Below are 18,264 nucleotides of genomic sequence, written 5' to 3'. Positions count from 1 at the left end.
AACAAGCAAGAAGGACAGAGCCGACTGGCGGCCCTGTCCTTTTTGCTTGCTTCTTCTATGCTACCCTTTCACTCGCGCAATGGCCAAACCGTCGTAGCCGGGGAGAATGGTACTCTCCAGCCGATTGTCCGTCGCGATCCCTTCATTAAAGGCGCGGACGGCCAGCACGGCCGGTCCTTGCTTCGCTTCATCCGTCGTTCTTCCACGCAGCAAGATGTTGTCCGCGACGATTAACGCGCCTGGTTCAGCAAGCTCCAGAGCATATTGAAGGTAGACCGGATAACCCTCTTTGTCGGCGTCTATAAAAAAGAAATCAAAGGTCCGGCCCTCTTGCTTAAGCCGATTCAGGCTTTCTTTGGCATCCCCTGTCATGTAGCTCACCTTGTCGCCAAGTCCGGCCTCTGTCAAATGTGCCTTCGCCACCTCCGCGTAAGCCGGCAGCAGTTCCAGAGATAACAGCTGTCCGCCGTCGCCTAGTCCGCGCGCCAGACATATTCCGCTGTATCCGCCCAGCGCCCCAATCTCCAGCAGCTTGCTTGCTCCCGACATGCGAACCAGCATAGTTAGCAGCCGTCCGTATCCGTCCGCAATGGAGATGCTGGGCATGCCATGGCTTGCGATCCCTTCCTTGACCCGCTCCAGCACAGCGTCTCGGGCGTATAATCCTTCCACATATCGTTCATCGATCGACATCGTCTTCTCTCCCGCCATGATTCATTTGTAAAAGCGTGTCCATTTGACCTATACTTAATTGTAAGTTTTTGCGGGAAAGGATACAACGTCCTAACCGAAGCATTTTTTTGATTATCGTTATAGAAATGAGTGTGTGAAGTGGAACAATTGCATTTAATCGCGACCTCTCCCATGGGACTCGAGGCCGTTGTCGCGAGAGAACTGAAGGAGCTCGGTTATGCCGACCTTCAGGTGGAGAACGGTCGAGTCAACTTCCGCGGCGGTCTGGAGGATATATGCCGCACCAATCTATGGCTGCGCACGGCGGGCCGCGTTCTGATTGGGATGGGCAAATTCAAGGCGACGACCTTCGACGAGCTGTTCGAGGGCACCAAGGCGCTGGATTGGCCCGATTGGATTCCGGTGGATGGTGAATTCCCCGTAGAAGGACGTTCCCATAAGTCGCTGCTCTCCAGTGTGCCGGCCTGCCAAAAAATCGTTAAAAAAGCAGTCGTCGAAAAAATGAAGGAGCGCTACGGCACGGAGTGGTTCGACGAGGATGGCGGCCGTTACGTCATTGAAGTGTCTCTCCTGAACGATGAGGCGCTGCTTACGCTGGACACGTCCGGCGCGGGTCTGCACAAGCGCGGCTACCGTCTCGTGTCGAACGAGGCGCCAATTCGCGAATCGATGGCAGCCGCCCTCATCCTGCTCAGCCGCTGGCGGCCTGAGCGGCCGTTCTACGATCCCTTCTGCGGCTCCGGGACCTTCCTGGTCGAAGCGGCGATGATCGGCTGGAACATTGCGCCGGGCCTGCGCCGCCAGTTCAACAGCGAGAGCTGGGAGCGGATGGATGCGAAGCTGTGGGACGCCGCCCGCGAGGAAGCCTACGACGCCGTTAGGGATGATGTGCCGCTGCAGATTACAGGCACAGACATCGACCCCCGCGCGATCGAAATTTCCGAGACCTCTATCAAGCGCGCGGGCTTCGCCAAGGAGATTAAGGTCAGCGTGCTGCCAGTCGCCAAGGCGAAGCCGCAAGGCGATTACGGCGTATTCATGACGAACCCGCCCTATGGCGAGCGGCTTGGCGATGAGCGGGAAGCGGAAGCCGCTTTGCGTCAATTCGGGCTGATGACCTTGCATTATCCGACCTGGTCCGTATTCGCGATCAGCCCCTCGGATATGGTGGAGCACTACATGGGCCGCCAAGCCGACAAAAAGAGGAAGCTGTTCAACGGTCGAATCCAGACCGACTTTTATCAGTTTTTTGGCCCGCTTCCTCCTCGGGACAAGCGGCATGAATAGAAGAATGGGGATGCCGCAAGCGAAGCAGCGTGATTCGCTGCGGCATTCGTTCTCTCTCATCCTGCATGCGCTGAATCGGCTAGTTATCGCGGACATGGTGTTATTTGTCGTCGCCATTCAGCTCAAGCTGTATTGGTTTAACCGCCTGCTGTCCGTTCCCTATATGGATATGACTCTTATAGACAGGATGATGGAAGCCGGTGCCGCGCTAATGCTCGCCTTCTGGGCACTGCTGCTGCCTGCTCGCGGGAGACTGCTGGCTTTGATCGGGCTTAACCTGTCGCTGTCGGCGCTCCTGTTCGCCGACGTTATCTATTACCGCTATTTTCAGGATCTCATTACGGTACCCGTTCTGCTCCAGCTGGGCCAAGTCGAATCGCTTGGCGGCAGCATTGCGACCTTGATCCGTTATTGGGATTTTTTCCTGTTCGCTGACGCCATCGTTCTGGTACCCTTCGCGGTGTATCTGATCTGGCGGGGCCGCTCGGAGCTCCGCTCCTCAGCCGCTCCGCTCACGCGCTGGCGCAAGCCGTCCGCCCGCATCGGCTTCAGCCTGGCCGCATTTGCGCTTGGCTTCTCTTTGTTCGTACCCAATCTGAACCATGCGACGAACACGTGGGCCAAGGGCCTCTTCCAAAAAAACTGGTGGAATCTATCCATCTACAACGTGACGGGCGGACTTGGCTTTCATGGCTACGATGCTTACCGTTACGCGAAGCTGAACTGGTTCGGCGCGGAGGCCGTATCCGCGGAGCAGCTGGATGAGACGGAGGCCTGGATGAAGGATCGTGGGAACGCCAGAGCGTCGCTGGAGCAGGACCCGCTGTTCGGCGCATACAAGGGGAGCAATGTTCTGCTGGTGCAGGTAGAAGCGCTCCAGAGCTTCATCATCGGCAAGTCGATTGGCGGGCGCGAAATAACGCCGGTTCTGAACCGTTTGATTCAGGACAGCGCATATTTCTCCCGCTTCTATCATCAAACGTCGCAGGGTCGCACCTCCGATGCCGATTTTGCAGTCAACTGCTCCTTGCAGCCCTTAAAGAGCGGATCGGTATTTATCCAATACGCCTCCCATGATTTTGTATGCCTGCCGGAGCGGTTGAAGGCGAGCGGGTATTCCGCCTCCGTTTTCCACCCTTATCAAGGCGGCTTCTGGAACCGGAATGTTATGTACAGCAGGATGGAGTATGACGCGTTCTACAGCCTGAAGCATTATGAGCTGGACGAACAGCTGGGATGGGCGCTGGGCGACAAATCCTTTTACAGACAGTCTATGGATGTTGTGACCGAGCTTCCGAAGCCTTTCCACGCGTTTATGATCACGCTGACCAGTCACCATCCCTATAAGCTTCCCGACGAGCAGAAGGCGCTCCAGGTGGAGGAGCTGGAGGGTACGATTATGGGGGAATATTTGCAGGCGGCGCACTATGCCGACGCCGCGCTTGGGGAGCTGGTGGATCGGCTGCAGGCGGAGGGCTTATGGGAGAACACGATATTCGCCATATATGGCGATCATGACAACTCCATTCAGCAATGGGAGCTGTATGAGCGGTTTATGTCGGACACCTCAAGCCCGATTGAGAGAGAGCAGGTGACCAGAAGCGTGCCGTTCCTCCTGCATCTCCCGGATGGCGCTTATGCCGGTCATTATGAAGCGGTTGGGGGCCAGCTTGACGTTGCGCCGACGCTGCTGCATCTGCTGGGCATATCCAGCAAGGAGCCTTATTGGCTTGGCTCTCCTCTATTAACCGGCGCGTCGGAGCTGGGATCACGGGTGGTTACGCAGCGGAATGGCTCTTGGACGAACGGGGAGCTGTACTTTGTCCCGTCGCCAGACGGCGTACTAGCGAGCGGCTCCTGCTACAACGCCGAAACCGGGGAGCTTCTGGACGCAGGGCAGTGCCTGCTTATCACGACGGAGGCGGATAGAGAGCTGATGATGTCAGACCGCATCGTCATCGGCGATCTGCTCCCATCCTTCAAGCGGGACGAAGCTGTGGAAGCGATGGGGGGCCAGCCATAGCGACAGTGGTGTCGTTATGGCTGCTTAGGCGCATTACAGCGGCTTCCAGCGCTATAGCCACACGTGGTGTCGCTGCTGTACTATCTAACCCCTCATTCAGCGCTATAGCCACACGTGGTGTCGCTATCGCATCTTCTAACCCCTCATTCGGCGCAATAACGATCTCTCGTGTGGCTATGGCGGGGTTGAAGCGGGTTAGTTTGCTCATAACGACACGTGGTGTCGTTATGGCTGCCTGAGCAGCGACTTCCAGCGCTATAGCCACACGTCGTGTCGCTATCGCATCTTCTAACCCCTCATTCGGCGCAATAACGATCTCTCGTGTGGCTATGGCGGGGTTGAAGCGGGTTAGTTTGCTCATAACGACACGTGGTGTCGTTACGGCTGCCTGAGCAGCGACTTCCTGCGCTATAGCCACACTCGTGTCGTTATGGCTGCTTAGGCGCATTACAGCGGCTCAGCCAAAGCGGCGTGAAGCAGTGCCAGTGACGCCAGGCTTTGCTACGAACAAGCCGCCTGCGAGGGGGTACGCGTCCAGCTCACTGGCGGAAAGTCCTTCCCGCGCGGTGGTGATATAGAGCTCGTCCAGCGCGGCACCTCCGAACACGCAGGAGGTAACATTAGGCGCAGGCACAGCAAGCTCGCCAAGCAGCTCGCCGGTGTCCGGATTCCACCGGGACACTCTTCCGCCGCCCCAATGCGCGATCCACAGCTGACCCTCGGCATCGATTGTCATGCCGTCCGGCGATCCGGCATTGCTAGGCCACTCCAGCAGCTTACGCCGCTCGCTGATTTCGCCCGTAGCGGCATCGTATCGAAAACCGCACACCTCAGGCTTCATCGTGTCAATGTAATACATAGCACCCTTTCGCTCATCCCAAGCAATGCCGTTGGAGCAGCCCACCTGGCTCAGCATTGTGCGCACTCTCCCGTCAGCCTCCACAAGGTATAAGCTTCCCGTATAGTCTTGAAAGCCAATATCCATCGTTCCGGCCCATAGCCGCCCCGAGGGATCGCATTTGGCGTCGTTAAAACGATTTCCTGGCAGATCGGCTTCAATCTGGACCACGAGGCTAAGCTCTCTCTGCTGAGGGTTATAACGATACACGCCATCCTGCATCGTGACGGCCCATCCGCCATCCGCAATAGGAATAACCGAGCTCGGCATTCCGTCCAACGAATGAATATCATGCTCCTTGGTCCCAGGCTGGAATACATGCACCAGCCCCTTCACGATATCCACAAACAGGAGCTGCTCTAAGCCTCTGTTCCAATGCGGTCCTTCACCAAGCTTCGATTTCGTATCCAGCGCCAGCTCAGCAGTCACCCATTCCGTTTTATTCATTCGCCCCTCTCCTCCCATTCCAATCCCTATTAGCACCTGTTAACGTTGACTTGTCACGCTGTCCGACAGCCATGCCAGCACCTCGTCAATATGGCTTACACCAACCACATTCAGCTTCGGAGCTGCTGCTTTTGCGGCCCTCTCACCTTCCATTGGCACAAAAAACACATCCACATCCGTCCGGCTGACAGCGTATGCCTTCTGCGGTATGCCCCCGACCATGCCGATGGAGCCGTCCAGCTCGATGGTGCCCGTACCGGCAACCCGAAGCCCGCCCGTAACGCCACCCGCCACTAATTGGTCAATGAAGGCAAGCGTAAGCATCGCACCATGCGAAGGACCTCCCACGTGCGCCCTGTAGTCGTTGTACACAATCGACCGTGGCGTATCCAGCTTCGGCTCCGTCTGCACCGACACGCCAAACACTGCTTTGTCCGCGGCATCTTGGGCGGCCTTGGTCTGAACGTTCACCGTTACGGCTTCTCCACCTCTTCGCAAGGTAACAGCTACCGTCTCGCCAGGCTTCACGGAGGTCGACATATACCCGATCATTTCCTCTACGGTGCGTACCGTCACTTCGTTCAGCTGATCAACAATATCGCCGGCCTCCAGCTTGCCATCCGCCGGACTGTCCTTCACAATCGCAACAATACGAACGCCATCCGCTATAACACCTTGACCCGCGCCAGCCTTCTCCATCGCAATTGCCGCTGCCACACGATTGGCGTCCGTCTTCATAGCAACAACTTGTGCATATGTAACGGACAGCGGCGGCTCATCCTCAGGAATAGGGTAAAAGCGATACTGCGGAAGCAGCGCGCCGAATAGCCGATCCGCCAGCACCGCCGGCCGGTCGAACACAAGCACGCCGTTGATTTCCCCGCCTGCATACCCCCCCGCTATATGCGCATAACGATTCAAGTTAAGCGTCATGCCAGGGTAGGTCACATTGTAGCCGGTTGGTACGAGGAGCGCGCACAGCGCAAGAGCAATACCCGTAACGGTGAACGAGCTTCGCCAAGGAAAGCCGCTTCGAGCCCGAACTTCGGTTATCGCCAAATCCGCGATAATCAGCACAACAACAACAGCGCCTCCAGCAATAGCGGCTGTGATCCAACCGCTGACATCCATCAGAACTCCCACCGCGAGGAGCAGGCTTACCGCAATAATCATAACCCGAATAACTATAACTACGGCTGGAGAATTCCTTGGAGCTCGAAGCCCAGAGGCCGCTCCTGCCGCCCAGATCAAGGGGATCAAGACAATCAAATAATACAACCAATCGATCAGCTCAATCCACTGCGCTCCCCAGCTCGTCCGCACCGGCGCCGGAAGCCAGATCAGCTCAGCCCCCGCCAAGCTTATAATCGATAAAAGAAACCCCATTACATACAGCCTTCTGCCCGTCTTGGCTTGCTGTTGCAACATCTACGCCTCCATTCCTGCTACGCAAGCGTAAACGGCTGTGCCGTCCTTTGGCGGAGCAGCATCCGTTTCGCGTTGAAATATAAGCCCAGTATAGAGACAATTTATACTTTCTTATATTTCAAAAAAAGACAAGCAAGTCCGTGAACCTTCTCCGTTCACGCCCCCCTTGTCTTCTTGGACCGACCTCAGCATGCGATTCACAAGCCAAGCATTCATCCCAACGTGCTCTGCTCCATTATCCATGACGATCAGGAATTCGGTCATATTATTTTTTTAGATGAGTCATCGCTTTTTCGATCGCTTCGTCTTCAGTCGCGCCCTTCACATATCGGCCATTAATAAATACAAAAGCGTAGCGGGCGCACGGTCCGCAATACGACTTGCAGTTCACCGTGCTAATATCCGCGTCCGGAGCAAGCTTCTTCAGCTTGGCCAAGGAAGTTTTCATCCGCATATGCTTGCATTGCTCGCAAATTTTGATATCGTTGGCCGCCATTAATGATCCCCGTGATTGCCCTTCGACGGATTAGTAACCGCGAAGCCTTCCTCCGGCACATAGAAGTAGTCGATACGAACGCCATCCAGGAACTCGTTGTCCTTCTCCAGAATGACATCGATCTCCTTATCTGTCGATACCACGACGTCCTTCTCGGTTGGGGTGTCGACGCCCATGCCATAATGAGCGTGATCGCCGTGTGCATGCGTGACATAAACGCGCAGCAGCTTGCCTTCATTCTCCGGCTTGTCAAGCTCAAGCTTTATCATCTTCGCCGCGTTGCGGGAAATTTTGCATTTCATGTGTACGTACAGCTCCTTCTGCTCCACCAATTGTTAAGCTTTAACCTATATTATACTTCCTGCTCATCCTCTGGGCAAACCATTCTGCGATAATCATCGTAACGGCGATATCATCGACCGGCATCATCGGCAGCACGTCCGGCATGATCCAATAGACGAGCACAGGCAACGCGAACAATAGCTTGTCCCCCAGCCTCACCTGCTTTGCCGTCAGAATGCGATAAATAAGCGAAAATGTATGACGCCAATGCCTAAGCGACAGCAGCTTCCGCATGCCAACCCCTCCTTTGCCGCATATATACCCTAGTATACCATAGCCAAAACCGCTTCGGCTTAGCCGAACCCATCGGCACCCTGCGATCGCTTCGGCTTATAGCCGAATCCATCAGCGCCTTGTGATCGCTTCGGCTTATAGCCGAAGCGATTCAACAAGAAGCGGGCGAAGCTCCGCGTATATGGATTCGAACGCGGCGATGGGCAGCGGATTCTCCCCATAGCCTGCTTCCACCGTAAAGCCCGGAAGCCGATAATTCTGGATGAACCAATCCTTGTAGCCGGCATCGCTGCCGCTCAGCTTGATGGGGGCATAGCCGCTGACAGCGCCAAGCCTGCGAGCCAGTTCCTCGGACTGCGGCGGCTCGAAGTCGCGGTAGTTCCAATAGATTTCGCGGCCCTGTGTATGCAGCGCAACCACAGCTTCGAAGCGAACTCGCTCCGTGAGCGCGGCCATCGCCGCCGCCTCCGGCTCGCTGAGCGGGTACAGCCCTGGATAATCGCGTGGTCCCGGCCCTTCCACGCCTCGCCTCTTGCGCTCCTCCTCCCAATAGGCAGGGAATTGATCGTTCAGATCAACGCCGCGGATGTTGGCCTTCCACCCGCTGAAGTCGTCCAAGCCTCCGTTCATCCGCAGCAGCGACGCCTGATAAGGCGGCGGCACAGTGTCAAGTCCGCCTTGCACAAGCTCCACGCCGTCCGGGTTCACCATGGGCACCGCCCATAACGTCGTCTCGCAGCATAGCTCGCTTACCTCTGCACCACCCAGCTTTTCTCCCGTTCGATAGCTATGCGCAAGCTCGGATACAAACCGCATCAGCAAAGCGGATGTTATCCATTCATTGGCATGGAAGGAAGCGTTCATATGAATCTGCTTCGGCCCTCTCCCGCAACGAAGCGCCATAATCGGCCTGCCCAGCACACTGCTCCCAATGGGGTAGACCTCCACGAAGGAATAAGCTGCCGCCAGCTTCCTGCACTGCTCCAGCATCCCGTTATACCTACATCCCTTGCTCATGCTTCGCTCGCCTCCGTCCCGCCCATAATGTCGATCCTCCTACATCCTATGCGGCCTAGGCTTTGTCCTATATGTCCCCTTCCAGGGCGCAACAAATAAACCGCCTCCCGAAGGAGGCGGCCGCCGTTAACTAATATTCGGAACCTGCCATACAACAGGCGTAAGCTCAATCTGCTCGCCAAGCCATTGCTGCGCAATTCGCTTGAATAGATGGGGATCGCCGCTGCAAAAAAACTGATGAATCGGCTCCTGCTCATTTCTCGCGAGCTTCCGCTTGTCATGCAGAATCGTGCTGATCTCTCTAGCCGTCTCATCCGCCGAGCTGATCAGATTAACCGAGCTGCCCATGACCTCGGAGATCGTCTCCGTCAGGAATGGGTAATGCGTGCATCCAAGTATTAAACAATCCATGGGGTATTCCCGCATATGGGCCAGCGATTCCTCCACGATCCGGAATGTTTCGGATGAACGGAAATTGCCTTGCTCCACCAGCGGAACAAAATTAGGGCACGCCTCGCTGATAACCTGCACATGCGGAGACAGCTCGCGCAGCGCCTGCTCGTAAGCACCGCTCCGTATCGTGCCTTCCGTGCCGATAACCCCGACACAGCCTGTCATCGTCCTCCCAATCGCCGCTCTTGCGCCAGGATTAATAACGCCTACTACCGGTATCGCCACGCGGGAGCGAATATCGGTCAAGGCTACAGCCGTTGCCGTATTGCAGGCGATAACGATCATTTTGGGCTGAAACTGTATCAAATAATCGACAATTTCCCTCGTGAAACGGACCACTTCCTCGGGTGACCTCGGACCGTACGGGGTACGAGCTGTGTCCCCGAAATAAATAATTTTTTCGCGCGGCAGTTGGCGCATGACTTCCTTCACCACTGTGAGGCCGCCTACGCCGGAATCTAGTATCGCAATCGGTTGCTGCACAAACACACCGCTTTCTTGAACATGATGAATGAATTCGACTCCGAGACAACATAGCATATGAATACAGCATCGAAAACGTACCTACATCTTAACGCAAATAGGGACAAGGTTCAAGATGAGCAGGTATGCAAAGAGAGCCTGACGCATCGCCCGCGCCGGCTCTTGGCTATACTCCATAATGGCGATTAGGAAAGCTGCTTAGCGGAATCGTCCGTCTGCGCCGCAATAGCCGCTTCCAGCGATTCCTCGGACCATTCATCACCTTGGCCAGCTGCTGTGCCTGAAATAGTCAGCACACCATCCGTATCCGAGCCTCTGCGAATACCTTTTACGCTGTCTACGATGCTGCCCGCGATGGTGGTCGTACGGTCGCCGATCTCCTTGGCGATGCGAGTCGTCGTCTCCCCAACCTTATTGGCAGCGTACAAAGTCGTGTCGCCTACCTTCTGAGCCCCAGCGGAAATATCCTGACGCAATGCCTTGCCGGTCTTGGGCGCGAACAACAGCGCCGCCACCGATCCAATTACGCCGCCAGCCAGCGCCCCCAGAAGAAAACCTTTTGTGTCCTTGTTTCTTGTCGACATCATATTTTCGCTCCTTTCAGCTTTAGAGTGCCCTTCGTCTTGCCTCGTTGATTCAGCTTTCGGGACGGGAATCCCTGCTGTTAACCTCCGCTTCATGGCTGCGCCTGCCGTTTCGACCGGTCTGCCATAGCTGCCAGGCCGTCAGACCCAGCTCTGCCCACTGGGCTGCCTCTTCCAGCTGCTTCCCGCCTGCAAGCCGCTCTGCATGCTTGACAGCGGATGCAGACAGGGAGGCCGTTACCCTCTCCACTGCGGCTGTTGTCCTCTCTACCGTGCTGCCCACCTGACGGACCGCCTGCACAAGCCCATCTGCGGCCTCCATTCCCCGATGAACGCTCCGTACCGATTCCTCCAGCGGCCGAAGCACCGCGCTTATTTCCGAGGTCAGCCGCTGCAGATCCGCTTGAACCGCCTGAACGGATGACTGCGCCTGATCAAGACGCTTCAGCATCGCGCGAAGTCCAAGCAGCAATCCCGCCGTCAACACGACAAATGCGACTGCAGCTGCTGCCGCGCTCCATTCTGCCATGACCATACGCCTCCTCTCGAGCGCCAGCCGGGGCTCCCCAGCCGGCTGACTAGACGAATGCCTACTTCGTAATGACAGTAAATGCAGCATGGGCTTGTATTGACACAGCAACCTTTGACAAAAAAAGAAGCCCGCCGCAGCGAACTCCTCTAAGCTTCTATTTGCCGATAACATACGTACAGCGGGAATCGCCTTTGGCCAGGCATTCCGTTCGCTGCACATCGGTCTCCAGCAGTCCGCGAAACAGCGAAAGCTCGCAGCTGCAGGCCTGCTCATATTGACCGGCCACGCCGGTTATGGGGCAATTGTATTCATGCAGCTTATAACCCCCGTCACCCAGCTGCTCCACCTCGGCCATATAGCCGCCCGCATTCTGAATATGGGCGAGCTCGTAGACGCGCTCCTCCAGCCCTCTGCCTTCCATACGCGGGGCGTACCGTTCATGCAGCTTCCGCCGACGACCCTCGAACATGGCGATGATAAGGGGCTGCGTAGCGGGATCTTCATTGAGCTCCGCCAGCAGGTCCAGAGCAAGGGTGTCATAATTTTTGGGGAAAAGAGCATCGGCGTTCGCCGTCAGCTCAAACGCGTGAAGCGGTCTGCCCATCTTCTGCCGAACGGAGGAGATCCGGATGACGCCTTCACGCTCCAGCTCATACATATGCCTCCTGATTGCCATCTCGGTAAGGGCCAGCTGAGAGGACAGCTCTCCCGCGTTTAACCGTCCTTTGGTCTTCAGAAGCACCAGAATACGTTCGCGGGTTGTGACGCCTGGCCTTCGCGCTTCAGCTGCCTTATCCTTATCGCTACTCTTATCGCTCCGCTCCATACGCCCACCTCCGCTCCTCTGCGCTTCTCGCTAGCTTGCCTGCCAGCAGCTTCTCCGGACTTAAAGCTCCTTCTCGAGATACTGCTCTACCGCTTCCTTGAATGCCGGAAGCGCTTGGATCAGCCGACTGGACATAGGATGAAGCTCCGCTCTCGGCCAAATATAATATTCCTGCGCAATCGCTCTGCGCAGCCTAACCAGCTCGGTGAGCGTCTCCTGCAGCTCTGCAGGGAAGACGCCCTCTCCGCCTGTAATCTCTACAATATCCTCATAGCTGCTGGCGTCACGCATAATAAACCCGTCGATTAGATAGCTTCCGACATCCGTTACCGTCTCGATCGCCAGATGAAGCGCGCGCTCCTGCGCCAAGCCTTGCAGCAGCTCGCCCTTCCAGCTAAGCGTCAAAGCCTGCAGCGCTTCCGCAATAGCAGGAATAGCGTTCAACCTGACTGCAATTTGTTCCCGATTGACATAGTACATACTCATACCCGCTTTCCGTTACTTCTTGCGTTTCGCTCTCCGCTTCAGCCAAGCCACCATAATAACGCTGCTCAATAGGATCACGAGCAGATAGGTCATAATTTCGTATACATCTCTCATCTCTGCCATGCCGCTTACTCCTTAGCTTTCGTAATCGACGCTGACGGACGCTTCGCGCACTTGCACAATATGCTCGATAACTTTTTTATGCACGGGATGCACCTGATAAGCCTCAAGCGCCGCCATGGATTCGAACTTCGTAATGAGCGCAATATCATAAGAGCGTTCCGAATGGAGCACGTCTGTGCCCACCTCAATGTATTTGAGCTCGTCGATTTTCCCTTCCATATCGCGAAGCACTGCCGCTGTGCGGGCAACGCTCTCCGGGCTGTTGTCCTTCAGCTTGAAGCATACAATATGCGTAAGCATCTATTCGTCCTCCTCTGTTTCGTATATGCCTTCGGCACTGTGGCGCATGGGCATGAGTTTCGTCCTTTTGTCACATAATAACCTATGGCATCGCATTACGGCAATCTTTAGTTAAAGGAGATCACCCGAATATGCGTTATACATTTACAATGATTGCGACTCTTATCGCCCTTGCCATCTGCGCCTTCAATTATACGGGCTATGATCCGCATAATATGGTGTTCTTCATGTTCAGCGTGCCCGCTTGGTTTGTCGATTTCTTCATCGATATCCATGAGGTAAGCGTGCTGCTGATGTATGCCCTGACCGTGCTGACATGGGCGGCTGTCGGCTTCATAGCCGACGCCATCATTGCCCGAGATCGCAGCAGAAGGCAGAACCCCGCATAGAGCCGCGAGACATGAGAAAAGGAGCCTCTCGGCTCCTTTTCCCTTATTGCGCTACGCTGCCGGGTGTCACCCCGCCGCCGCGCATATCGTTATAGCTCGTCTTGTGCTTAAGCAGCCTCAACGATCAGCTTCGACTTCATTGTCAAGTGACCTTGGCCGCAAGGAATGGAGCAATAAATTTCGTATTCGCCCGGCTCGGTAAATTCTATCTCGGTTTGTGGCGTATCAACTGTCAGCGCTACATTCAGAGCGTCGATATTGATGCCATGAATGCCGCCCTTATTCTCCAGCTTCATAATGACTTTATCGCCGACTTTGGCAGTGTATACTTCTTCGTTAAACGTGAAATCGCCTCTCGCCTGCACCTTCATCAGCGTGACGCCTTCAGGCAAACCGGCCGACTCGTCTACCGGCTTCTCCGGCAGCTGGAATGTGAGCAAATACAAGCCCAGCAACGATGCTGCTGTGAAGATAACAAACATGATCCATTTATGCATTGCTACGTGCTCCCCTTTGCGTTCATAATGTCTACACTATATATTACATAAGATCGTCCGAATTTCTCAACCTTAAACTGAATGAAGAGGAAAAGTTTTCGCTCATTTTGTGACAGATATTTGAACAATCCGGTCAATGGTGTCCATGCAGATCCCCATGAACCAAAAAACCTCCCCAGGCCGCGCCGGAGGAGGCTGGGAGCCAACGGGACTTGTCCCTTGTCAGCTCCCCTTGCTTTTGAGCACCTCTATGAGCTTCCTGATCCGGTCCGGAAGCGGAAAGCCCAATCTGCCATAATTCTCCGTTATGGAGATCAGTTCATTCGCGATGTAGAAGTAAACGGCCGCGCCCATCGTCACATCATGAGTATCGAGCAGAATGTCGATCCGGTGCGCAAGCAGAATTACAAGCAGCGCCAAGCCCTTGCGCGCGAGTCCCCAGGAACCGACTGCACTGCTTAGCCCTTTGCCTTCCTTAATGGAGGCTGCTACGCCCGTCACATAGTCAATACCCATTGCAACCATTAATAACGTCAGCGACTCCATCCACCTCCCGAAAGCGAACGTGACAATGGAGCCAAGCACTCCACAGGCGGAACATAGCCATATTAACGGCATCAAGTCACCTCCTCGCATCATGTACACGATACTATATGCGGGGAGCTTCGCTGCGGTCCGTTAACTTGTCCCTAACTGCAAAAAATGGATTAAACGCCGCCGTCCAGCTCTCTCCAGCTCTCTTCGTCGGCAATGCTCTGAATGTCCTCCGAGGAGATCGTGATGATGCGGTATTCCCCTTGCTGCTCCTTGCGGCGAGCCATTTCCTTCATATATTTGGGACTGCCCTCTCCCGCGTCCTCGTCATACACCAGAATGACGCCGTCCGTCTTCCGCAGCAGGAGCTCGTCTCGCGCCTTGAATTGCCAGGGACCGTCGTATGCGCCCTTCGAGACCGAAGCGTAATAATCCACACCGGGTAGCAGGCTTTGAAAATAATTCTTTTTATCGTCCTTCCAGCTCTCCTCCGGATTGGAGAAGGCGGTCAATATAGACAGCTTAAGGCCGGGATATTGCCGCTTCATCGCGATGACCGTCTCGCACGCCCACAAGTCCACGCCGTATTGTCCCGGCGTGATGACCCACTCCAGACCTTCCTCGACAAGCGGTCTAAGCTTATTGGCGATCGCCTGCTGGATGAAGCCGATCCCTCTGTGCTTCTGGCTGAATATGTTCAGCTCGTGCGCGCGGTAGCCGGTAATAAGCACGTTTTTCATCCTTGGCCGCCTCCTTCATTCCAAGTTCCAAGAGCCCGCTGGGAGGGCTAACGGTTGTCGACCTTCTCCGGGTACATATCGTGATTCATCAGACGATGCTCCGCCATCGCCTCATATTTGGTGCCAGGGCGTCCCCAGTTGCAATAGGGATCAATGGATATGCCGCCGCGAGGCGTAAATTTGCCCCACACCTCAATATAGCGCGGCTCCATAAGCTGGATCAGGTCGTTCATGATGATATTCATACAATCCTCGTGGAAGTCGCCATGATTGCGGAAGCTGAACAGGTACAGCTTCAGCGACTTGCTCTCCACCATGCGGATATCGGGAATATACGAAATATAGATGGTCGCAAAGTCCGGCTGTCCCGTTATGGGGCACAGGCTTGTAAATTCCGGACAGTTAAATTTGACAAAGTAGTCTCGGCCCTGGTGCTTGTTATCGAACGTCTCCAGCACCTCAGGGCTGTAATGAAATGTATATGAGGTGCCTTGGTTGCCCAGCAGCGTAATGCCATTCAGCTCATGGGATGTTCTGCCTTCCATGTTGTCACAGTCCTTTCACTTTGTTCTCGTCGTCAGACGCCCTTCTTGTTGCCCCACACCCAGGTATGGAGCTGCGGCAGCACATGAATGCCGCGCATGTCTTCGTCAGCCATCGTCCGATCAATGAGCCACTCATAACGCTCCACAAGATATGGCAGCATAAGGGCTGGATCGTCTTCCGTTAAATTGCCGTTGCCGGCCTGGACGTAGAACGGGATGCCCGGGTAACGCTCATAGACGCGTTTGGCATACGCCAAATCCTCGTCGTCGAATACAACGACCTTAAGGCAGAAGCGCCGGCCGCCCCCTCGCATCCGTTCGACGATATCGTCAAGCGCGCTCCAGTCGGTTGACATGCCCGAGCTCGGCGGCTTGGGGGACAACGTCATATCGTCAATGTCGAGGAACCAGGGCTGCCAGCGGCTGCCCTGCGTCTCAAGCGCGACCTGAACGCCGCGCTCATGAAGCCCGTCGATCAGCCCGCCGAGCTGCGGCAGCAGCGCCGGATTGCCGCCTGAAATCGTCACATGATCGAAGGAGGCGCCTCCCACCCGGTCCAGCTCCTGGAGCACATCCCCGGCCGTCAGCAGGCGGATGTCGTCCTTGCCGCTTCCGTCCCAGGTGAACGCGGAATCGCACCACGAGCAGGAGTAGTCGCAGCCCGCGGTACGAATAAACATCGTTTTGCGGCCAATCACCATGCCCTCCCCTTGGACCGTCGGTCCGAACACCTCCAGCACTGGAATAGGCCTTTCCTTACTCATGGCCCCCCGCCTTCCCGGTCCGCTTCGGCCGATAGACGCAATAGCTGGTCGGCGTCTCGCGCAGGAACACCTGCACGCAGCTCGGCTTGTTCGGCGTACCATCCAGATAACGCTGCACAAGCTCGGCAATGGTGCGTGCCACAACCTCCGTCGTCGGGAACCGCTCCGAATTGTGTTCGTCAAAGCTGTCCGTGTCATTGTTGAGCAGCGTATGATCAAAGCGGTCATGTATCAGCTTCTTGATCACTGAGAAATTAACCAGAAACCCTGTGGCGTCCAGCTCGTCGCCGGCAACTGTCACATTGGCGTAATAGGTGTGTCCATGCAGCATGCTGCAAGAGCCCGCTTCCTCCGCAGGCACATAATGTGCGGCAGCGAAATGAAAGTCCTTGTTCAGCTCGTAGCAATAATCGTGACGGGCGGAAGGGTATACCTGCTGCAGCATCAGCGCTCCGCCTCCCTCGCGCCGCGAGAAGCGACGTATTCTTGTAACCCTTTGCTCCTCAGCTTGCATGCCGGGCATTCGCCGCATCCATCCGCTATCACTCCGTTATAGCAGGTAAGCGTGCGCTCCCGAACGAAATCAAAGGCTCCGAGCTCGTCCGCCAGCCCCCAAGTGTCCGCCTTGTTCAGCCACATGAGCGGCGTGTCGATGACAAAGCTGTAGTCCATAGATAAATTAAGCGTAACATTGAGCGATTTGATAAAAACATCCCGGCAATCCGGGTAGCCGCTGAAATCCGTTTCGCAGACCCCCGTAACAATATGCTTGGCGCCAATGCCTTTGGCCAGCACGGCGGCGAAGGTCAAGAACAGGAGATTGCGCCCATCCACGAACGTGGTCGGCAGCTCGCCTTCCTTCTGCTCGATGGCAATATCGTCGCGCGTCAACGCATTGGGCGCAAGCTGATTCAGCAGGGACATATCCAGCACATGGTGCTTAACGCCCAGGTCAGCCGCGATATTCGCCGCGCAGGTCAGCTCCTCCTTATGGCGCTGGCCGTAATTGAACGTGATCGCCTCCACCTCGGCGAATTGCCGCATGGCCCAGAACAGGCAGGTCGTGCTGTCTTGGCCGCCGCTGAATACAACGACGGCTTTTTCTTGCTTCAACATTGTTGTCTCCTCCTCTCATGGCTTGAGAAGACGGAAGTCCGCAGGCAGCCGCCCTTAGGGCTGAACTCAGCAAGGGGGCATTTCAGTATAAATAAAGAACGGCGTCCGCGGCTCCGTAGGGAGCGACGAGACGCCGAACACAAAAACGACGATGCCTGATTGACGCGCGAGTTCAATGACAGCTCCAGCCTTGAACACGCGGTAATGGACAGACCACCGCTGCGTTTTAGTTTTTTATAGAGGGAGTTCGCGAACCTCTCCCGGCTTGCCAACAAACAATGGGGCGAACCGGATTTCGTCTTCAGTTGTACTCTCGTACTATAGCACAGCATGAGGGCAATATGGAATAGGAAGTTTCAACCCTCGTCATGTCCGGATTGCTGGGCACCCTCCGGCTCCAATAGGCCGCGCAGCGCCTCAAGCGTCTTCACCGCATGCTTGGCCAGCTCTGGAATATCGTCCATCTGAGCTTCTCCAATTCGCCTTCCGAACCTTAGCTCAATCACATTCAGGCAACGCTCCGAATCCTGGCCGAATATGGAGCTGATTGTCTGCACCGGCTTATGCTCCGGCTGCCAGATCCCTTCCACCAGCCGCTCCACCTCTCGGCAGGCTTCTTGGATTCCGTCTGCGCCCAGCTCTAGGCGGAACCGGAAGCGAAGGCCGCAAGCGGCATGGTCCTCTTGCCGGTGGAGCAGCTCCGCGGCCAGGTCACGGAGCGAGGTGTCCAGCACAAGCTCCGCCTCCACGCGATCCTCTCTCGCCAGACGGAAGAACAGCGAGAACTCGCGCGACATCGACGCCATGTCCAGCAGGTCCTTCCGATTCGTTATGACAATGATTCCGTCCAGATTGTCCAGATCGTACCATTCATTTTCAACAGCAACCTTCAAATTATCGAATATCGTTGGATCAAACATGGCGACTCCCCTTTTCCTCAATCCGCAGCCTGCTGCCGCAAGCCTGCTCCTTCGTTCTTCATATTGTAACATTTGGAGCGGCTAAGGGCATCTATCCGGGTTTGCGT

The 18,264-nt window shown here is 55.7% G+C and carries 25 protein-coding genes and 1 riboswitch; of the genes, 3 read left to right on the top strand and 22 right to left on the bottom strand.

The genetic code is table 11. The annotated features are described in order from the left end of the window. Positions 1-60: 60 nt before the first annotated feature. Positions 61-693 carry an O-methyltransferase gene (locus tag AB1S56_RS10260; protein ID WP_340870718.1) on the bottom strand — a complete coding sequence of 211 codons (633 nt, stop codon included), beginning with the start codon at positions 691-693 and terminating at the stop codon, positions 61-63. 138 nt (positions 694-831) lie between these two features. Between AB1S56_RS10260 and AB1S56_RS10255 the strand changes: the two genes are divergently transcribed. Together AB1S56_RS10255 and AB1S56_RS10250 are read left to right on the top strand one after the other, a co-directional pair. Further along, positions 832-1,980: a class I SAM-dependent RNA methyltransferase gene (locus AB1S56_RS10255; protein ID WP_340870717.1), complete on the top strand. Its 1,149-nt coding sequence runs from the start codon at positions 832-834 to the stop codon at positions 1,978-1,980. Further along, positions 1,973-4,003: an LTA synthase family protein gene (locus AB1S56_RS10250; RefSeq protein WP_340870716.1), complete on the top strand. Its 2,031-nt coding sequence runs from the start codon at positions 1,973-1,975 to the stop codon at positions 4,001-4,003. Before AB1S56_RS10255 ends, AB1S56_RS10250 begins: the two co-directional genes overlap by 8 nt. On the opposite strand, the gene AB1S56_RS10245 is transcribed toward AB1S56_RS10250, so the two are convergent. From AB1S56_RS10245 to AB1S56_RS10185, 13 genes are all read right to left on the bottom strand, one after another. Then, entirely contained in the window at positions 3,960-4,451 is a 492-nt protein-coding gene (locus AB1S56_RS10245) for a hypothetical protein (protein ID WP_367903460.1), read from the bottom strand. The two genes, AB1S56_RS10250 and AB1S56_RS10245, sit on opposite strands and share 44 nt — an antisense overlap. Positions 4,452-4,460: 9 nt before the next feature. Next, complete coding sequence (locus AB1S56_RS10240; protein ID WP_340870715.1) at positions 4,461-5,348, bottom strand: SMP-30/gluconolactonase/LRE family protein; 888 nt, start codon at positions 5,346-5,348, stop codon at positions 4,461-4,463. Positions 5,349-5,387: 39 nt separating this feature from the next. Continuing rightward, complete coding sequence (locus AB1S56_RS10235; RefSeq protein WP_340870714.1) at positions 5,388-6,776, bottom strand: PDZ domain-containing protein; 1,389 nt, start codon at positions 6,774-6,776, stop codon at positions 5,388-5,390. Positions 6,777-7,041: 265 nt separating this feature from the next. After that, the gene (locus tag AB1S56_RS10230; RefSeq protein WP_340870713.1) at positions 7,042-7,272 is read right to left on the bottom strand and encodes a DUF1450 domain-containing protein; all 231 of its coding nucleotides are present in this window, start codon (positions 7,270-7,272) and stop codon (positions 7,042-7,044) included. Further along, the gene (locus tag AB1S56_RS10225) at positions 7,272-7,574 is read right to left on the bottom strand and encodes an iron-sulfur cluster assembly accessory protein (protein ID WP_340870712.1); all 303 of its coding nucleotides are present in this window, start codon (positions 7,572-7,574) and stop codon (positions 7,272-7,274) included. Before AB1S56_RS10225 ends, AB1S56_RS10230 begins: the two co-directional genes overlap by 1 nt. 40 nt (positions 7,575-7,614) lie before the next feature. Further along, entirely contained in the window at positions 7,615-7,848 is a 234-nt protein-coding gene (locus AB1S56_RS10220) for a hypothetical protein (protein WP_340870711.1), read from the bottom strand. Positions 7,849-7,983: 135 nt separating this feature from the next. After that, the gene (locus AB1S56_RS10215; protein ID WP_340870710.1) at positions 7,984-8,865 is read right to left on the bottom strand and encodes a M14 family metallocarboxypeptidase; all 882 of its coding nucleotides are present in this window, start codon (positions 8,863-8,865) and stop codon (positions 7,984-7,986) included. A 126-nt stretch (positions 8,866-8,991) separates the two neighbouring features. Beyond that, a complete protein-coding gene (gene racE / locus AB1S56_RS10210) occupies positions 8,992-9,801 on the bottom strand; it encodes a glutamate racemase (RefSeq protein WP_340870709.1) in 810 nt (269 codons plus the stop codon). A gap of 185 nt (positions 9,802-9,986) precedes the next feature. Next, positions 9,987-10,388: a YtxH domain-containing protein gene (locus AB1S56_RS10205; RefSeq protein WP_340870708.1), complete on the bottom strand. Its 402-nt coding sequence runs from the start codon at positions 10,386-10,388 to the stop codon at positions 9,987-9,989. Positions 10,389-10,437: 49 nt separating this feature from the next. Then, positions 10,438-10,914 (bottom strand): DUF948 domain-containing protein, encoded by a 477-nt coding sequence (locus AB1S56_RS10200; RefSeq protein WP_340870707.1) that lies wholly within the window; start codon positions 10,912-10,914, stop codon positions 10,438-10,440. A 157-nt stretch (positions 10,915-11,071) separates the two neighbouring features. Beyond that, positions 11,072-11,743, bottom strand: a complete 672-nt coding sequence (locus tag AB1S56_RS10195; RefSeq protein WP_340870706.1) for an HTH domain-containing protein — start codon at positions 11,741-11,743, stop codon at positions 11,072-11,074. 60 nt (positions 11,744-11,803) lie between these two features. Beyond that, complete coding sequence (locus AB1S56_RS10190) at positions 11,804-12,223, bottom strand: HepT-like ribonuclease domain-containing protein (RefSeq protein ID WP_340870730.1); 420 nt, start codon at positions 12,221-12,223, stop codon at positions 11,804-11,806. A gap of 141 nt (positions 12,224-12,364) precedes the next feature. Then, entirely contained in the window at positions 12,365-12,652 is a 288-nt protein-coding gene (locus tag AB1S56_RS10185) for a Dabb family protein (protein WP_340870705.1), read from the bottom strand. A gap of 131 nt (positions 12,653-12,783) precedes the next feature. Here AB1S56_RS10185 and AB1S56_RS10180 point away from each other — a divergent pair, with 131 nt between their 5' ends. Continuing rightward, entirely contained in the window at positions 12,784-13,041 is a 258-nt protein-coding gene (locus AB1S56_RS10180) for a hypothetical protein (RefSeq protein ID WP_340870704.1), read from the top strand. A 107-nt stretch (positions 13,042-13,148) separates the two neighbouring features. Here the strand turns inward: AB1S56_RS10180 and AB1S56_RS10175 are convergent, their stop codons facing one another. The 8 genes from AB1S56_RS10175 to AB1S56_RS10140 form a co-directional block, all read right to left on the bottom strand. Beyond that, positions 13,149-13,538, bottom strand: coding sequence for a cytochrome C oxidase subunit II (locus tag AB1S56_RS10175; RefSeq protein WP_340870703.1), 390 nt, complete (start codon positions 13,536-13,538; stop codon positions 13,149-13,151). A 222-nt stretch (positions 13,539-13,760) separates the two neighbouring features. After that, positions 13,761-14,156, bottom strand: coding sequence for a phage holin family protein (locus tag AB1S56_RS10170; protein ID WP_340870702.1), 396 nt, complete (start codon positions 14,154-14,156; stop codon positions 13,761-13,763). 89 nt (positions 14,157-14,245) lie between these two features. Then, a complete protein-coding gene (locus AB1S56_RS10165) occupies positions 14,246-14,812 on the bottom strand; it encodes a DUF1273 domain-containing protein (RefSeq protein ID WP_340870701.1) in 567 nt (188 codons plus the stop codon). 47 nt (positions 14,813-14,859) lie between these two features. Next, a complete protein-coding gene (gene queF / locus AB1S56_RS10160) occupies positions 14,860-15,357 on the bottom strand; it encodes a preQ(1) synthase (RefSeq protein WP_340870700.1) in 498 nt (165 codons plus the stop codon). A 32-nt stretch (positions 15,358-15,389) separates the two neighbouring features. Continuing rightward, positions 15,390-16,121, bottom strand: a complete 732-nt coding sequence (queE, locus tag AB1S56_RS10155; RefSeq protein ID WP_340870699.1) for a 7-carboxy-7-deazaguanine synthase QueE — start codon at positions 16,119-16,121, stop codon at positions 15,390-15,392. Then, positions 16,114-16,566: a 6-pyruvoyl tetrahydropterin synthase family protein gene (locus tag AB1S56_RS10150; RefSeq protein ID WP_340870698.1), complete on the bottom strand. Its 453-nt coding sequence runs from the start codon at positions 16,564-16,566 to the stop codon at positions 16,114-16,116. Before AB1S56_RS10150 ends, queE begins: the two co-directional genes overlap by 8 nt. Then, positions 16,566-17,234 (bottom strand): 7-cyano-7-deazaguanine synthase QueC, encoded by a 669-nt coding sequence (queC, locus tag AB1S56_RS10145; RefSeq protein ID WP_340870729.1) that lies wholly within the window; start codon positions 17,232-17,234, stop codon positions 16,566-16,568. Before queC ends, AB1S56_RS10150 begins: the two co-directional genes overlap by 1 nt. A 223-nt stretch (positions 17,235-17,457) precedes the next feature. Then, positions 17,458-17,501, bottom strand: a riboswitch (PreQ1 riboswitch). A 92-nt stretch (positions 17,502-17,593) separates the two neighbouring features. Beyond that, positions 17,594-18,157, bottom strand: coding sequence for a hypothetical protein (locus AB1S56_RS10140; RefSeq protein ID WP_340870697.1), 564 nt, complete (start codon positions 18,155-18,157; stop codon positions 17,594-17,596). Positions 18,158-18,264: the final 107 nt, after the last annotated feature.

It is taken from the genome of Paenibacillus sp. PL2-23, assembly GCF_040834005.1.
GTDB lineage: Bacteria > Bacillota > Bacilli > Paenibacillales > Paenibacillaceae > Pristimantibacillus.
This window is presented reverse-complemented; position numbering and strand designations above follow the sequence as displayed.

What these genes read in the sequence shown, in the direction of transcription:
- AB1S56_RS10260 (WP_340870718.1), bottom strand. Translation starts at nt 693, where the DNA reads ATGTCGATCGATGAACGATATGTGGAAGGATTATACGCCCGAGACGCT.
- AB1S56_RS10250 (WP_340870716.1), top strand. Translation starts at nt 1,973, where the DNA reads ATGAATAGAAGAATGGGGATGCCGCAAGCGAAGCAGCGTGATTCGCTG.
- AB1S56_RS10245 (WP_367903460.1), bottom strand. Translation starts at nt 4,451, where the DNA reads ATGCGCCTAAGCAGCCATAACGACACGAGTGTGGCTATAGCGCAGGAA.
- AB1S56_RS10240 (WP_340870715.1), bottom strand. Translation starts at nt 5,348, where the DNA reads ATGAATAAAACGGAATGGGTGACTGCTGAGCTGGCGCTGGATACGAAA.
- AB1S56_RS10235 (WP_340870714.1), bottom strand. Translation starts at nt 6,776, where the DNA reads ATGTTGCAACAGCAAGCCAAGACGGGCAGAAGGCTGTATGTAATGGGG.
- AB1S56_RS10230 (WP_340870713.1), bottom strand. Translation starts at nt 7,272, where the DNA reads ATGGCGGCCAACGATATCAAAATTTGCGAGCAATGCAAGCATATGCGG.
- AB1S56_RS10225 (WP_340870712.1), bottom strand. Translation starts at nt 7,574, where the DNA reads ATGAAATGCAAAATTTCCCGCAACGCGGCGAAGATGATAAAGCTTGAG.
- AB1S56_RS10220 (WP_340870711.1), bottom strand. Translation starts at nt 7,848, where the DNA reads ATGCGGAAGCTGCTGTCGCTTAGGCATTGGCGTCATACATTTTCGCTT.
- AB1S56_RS10215 (WP_340870710.1), bottom strand. Translation starts at nt 8,865, where the DNA reads ATGAGCAAGGGATGTAGGTATAACGGGATGCTGGAGCAGTGCAGGAAG.
- AB1S56_RS10205 (WP_340870708.1), bottom strand. Translation starts at nt 10,388, where the DNA reads ATGATGTCGACAAGAAACAAGGACACAAAAGGTTTTCTTCTGGGGGCG.
- AB1S56_RS10200 (WP_340870707.1), bottom strand. Translation starts at nt 10,914, where the DNA reads ATGGCAGAATGGAGCGCGGCAGCAGCTGCAGTCGCATTTGTCGTGTTG.
- AB1S56_RS10195 (WP_340870706.1), bottom strand. Translation starts at nt 11,743, where the DNA reads ATGGAGCGGAGCGATAAGAGTAGCGATAAGGATAAGGCAGCTGAAGCG.
- AB1S56_RS10190 (WP_340870730.1), bottom strand. Translation starts at nt 12,223, where the DNA reads ATGTACTATGTCAATCGGGAACAAATTGCAGTCAGGTTGAACGCTATT.
- AB1S56_RS10185 (WP_340870705.1), bottom strand. Translation starts at nt 12,652, where the DNA reads ATGCTTACGCATATTGTATGCTTCAAGCTGAAGGACAACAGCCCGGAG.
- AB1S56_RS10180 (WP_340870704.1), top strand. Translation starts at nt 12,784, where the DNA reads ATGCGTTATACATTTACAATGATTGCGACTCTTATCGCCCTTGCCATC.
- AB1S56_RS10175 (WP_340870703.1), bottom strand. Translation starts at nt 13,538, where the DNA reads ATGCATAAATGGATCATGTTTGTTATCTTCACAGCAGCATCGTTGCTG.
- AB1S56_RS10170 (WP_340870702.1), bottom strand. Translation starts at nt 14,156, where the DNA reads ATGCCGTTAATATGGCTATGTTCCGCCTGTGGAGTGCTTGGCTCCATT.
- AB1S56_RS10165 (WP_340870701.1), bottom strand. Translation starts at nt 14,812, where the DNA reads ATGAAAAACGTGCTTATTACCGGCTACCGCGCGCACGAGCTGAACATA.
- queF (WP_340870700.1), bottom strand. Translation starts at nt 15,357, where the DNA reads ATGGAAGGCAGAACATCCCATGAGCTGAATGGCATTACGCTGCTGGGC.
- queE (WP_340870699.1), bottom strand. Translation starts at nt 16,121, where the DNA reads ATGAGTAAGGAAAGGCCTATTCCAGTGCTGGAGGTGTTCGGACCGACG.
- AB1S56_RS10150 (WP_340870698.1), bottom strand. Translation starts at nt 16,566, where the DNA reads ATGCTGCAGCAGGTATACCCTTCCGCCCGTCACGATTATTGCTACGAG.
- AB1S56_RS10140 (WP_340870697.1), bottom strand. Translation starts at nt 18,157, where the DNA reads ATGTTTGATCCAACGATATTCGATAATTTGAAGGTTGCTGTTGAAAAT.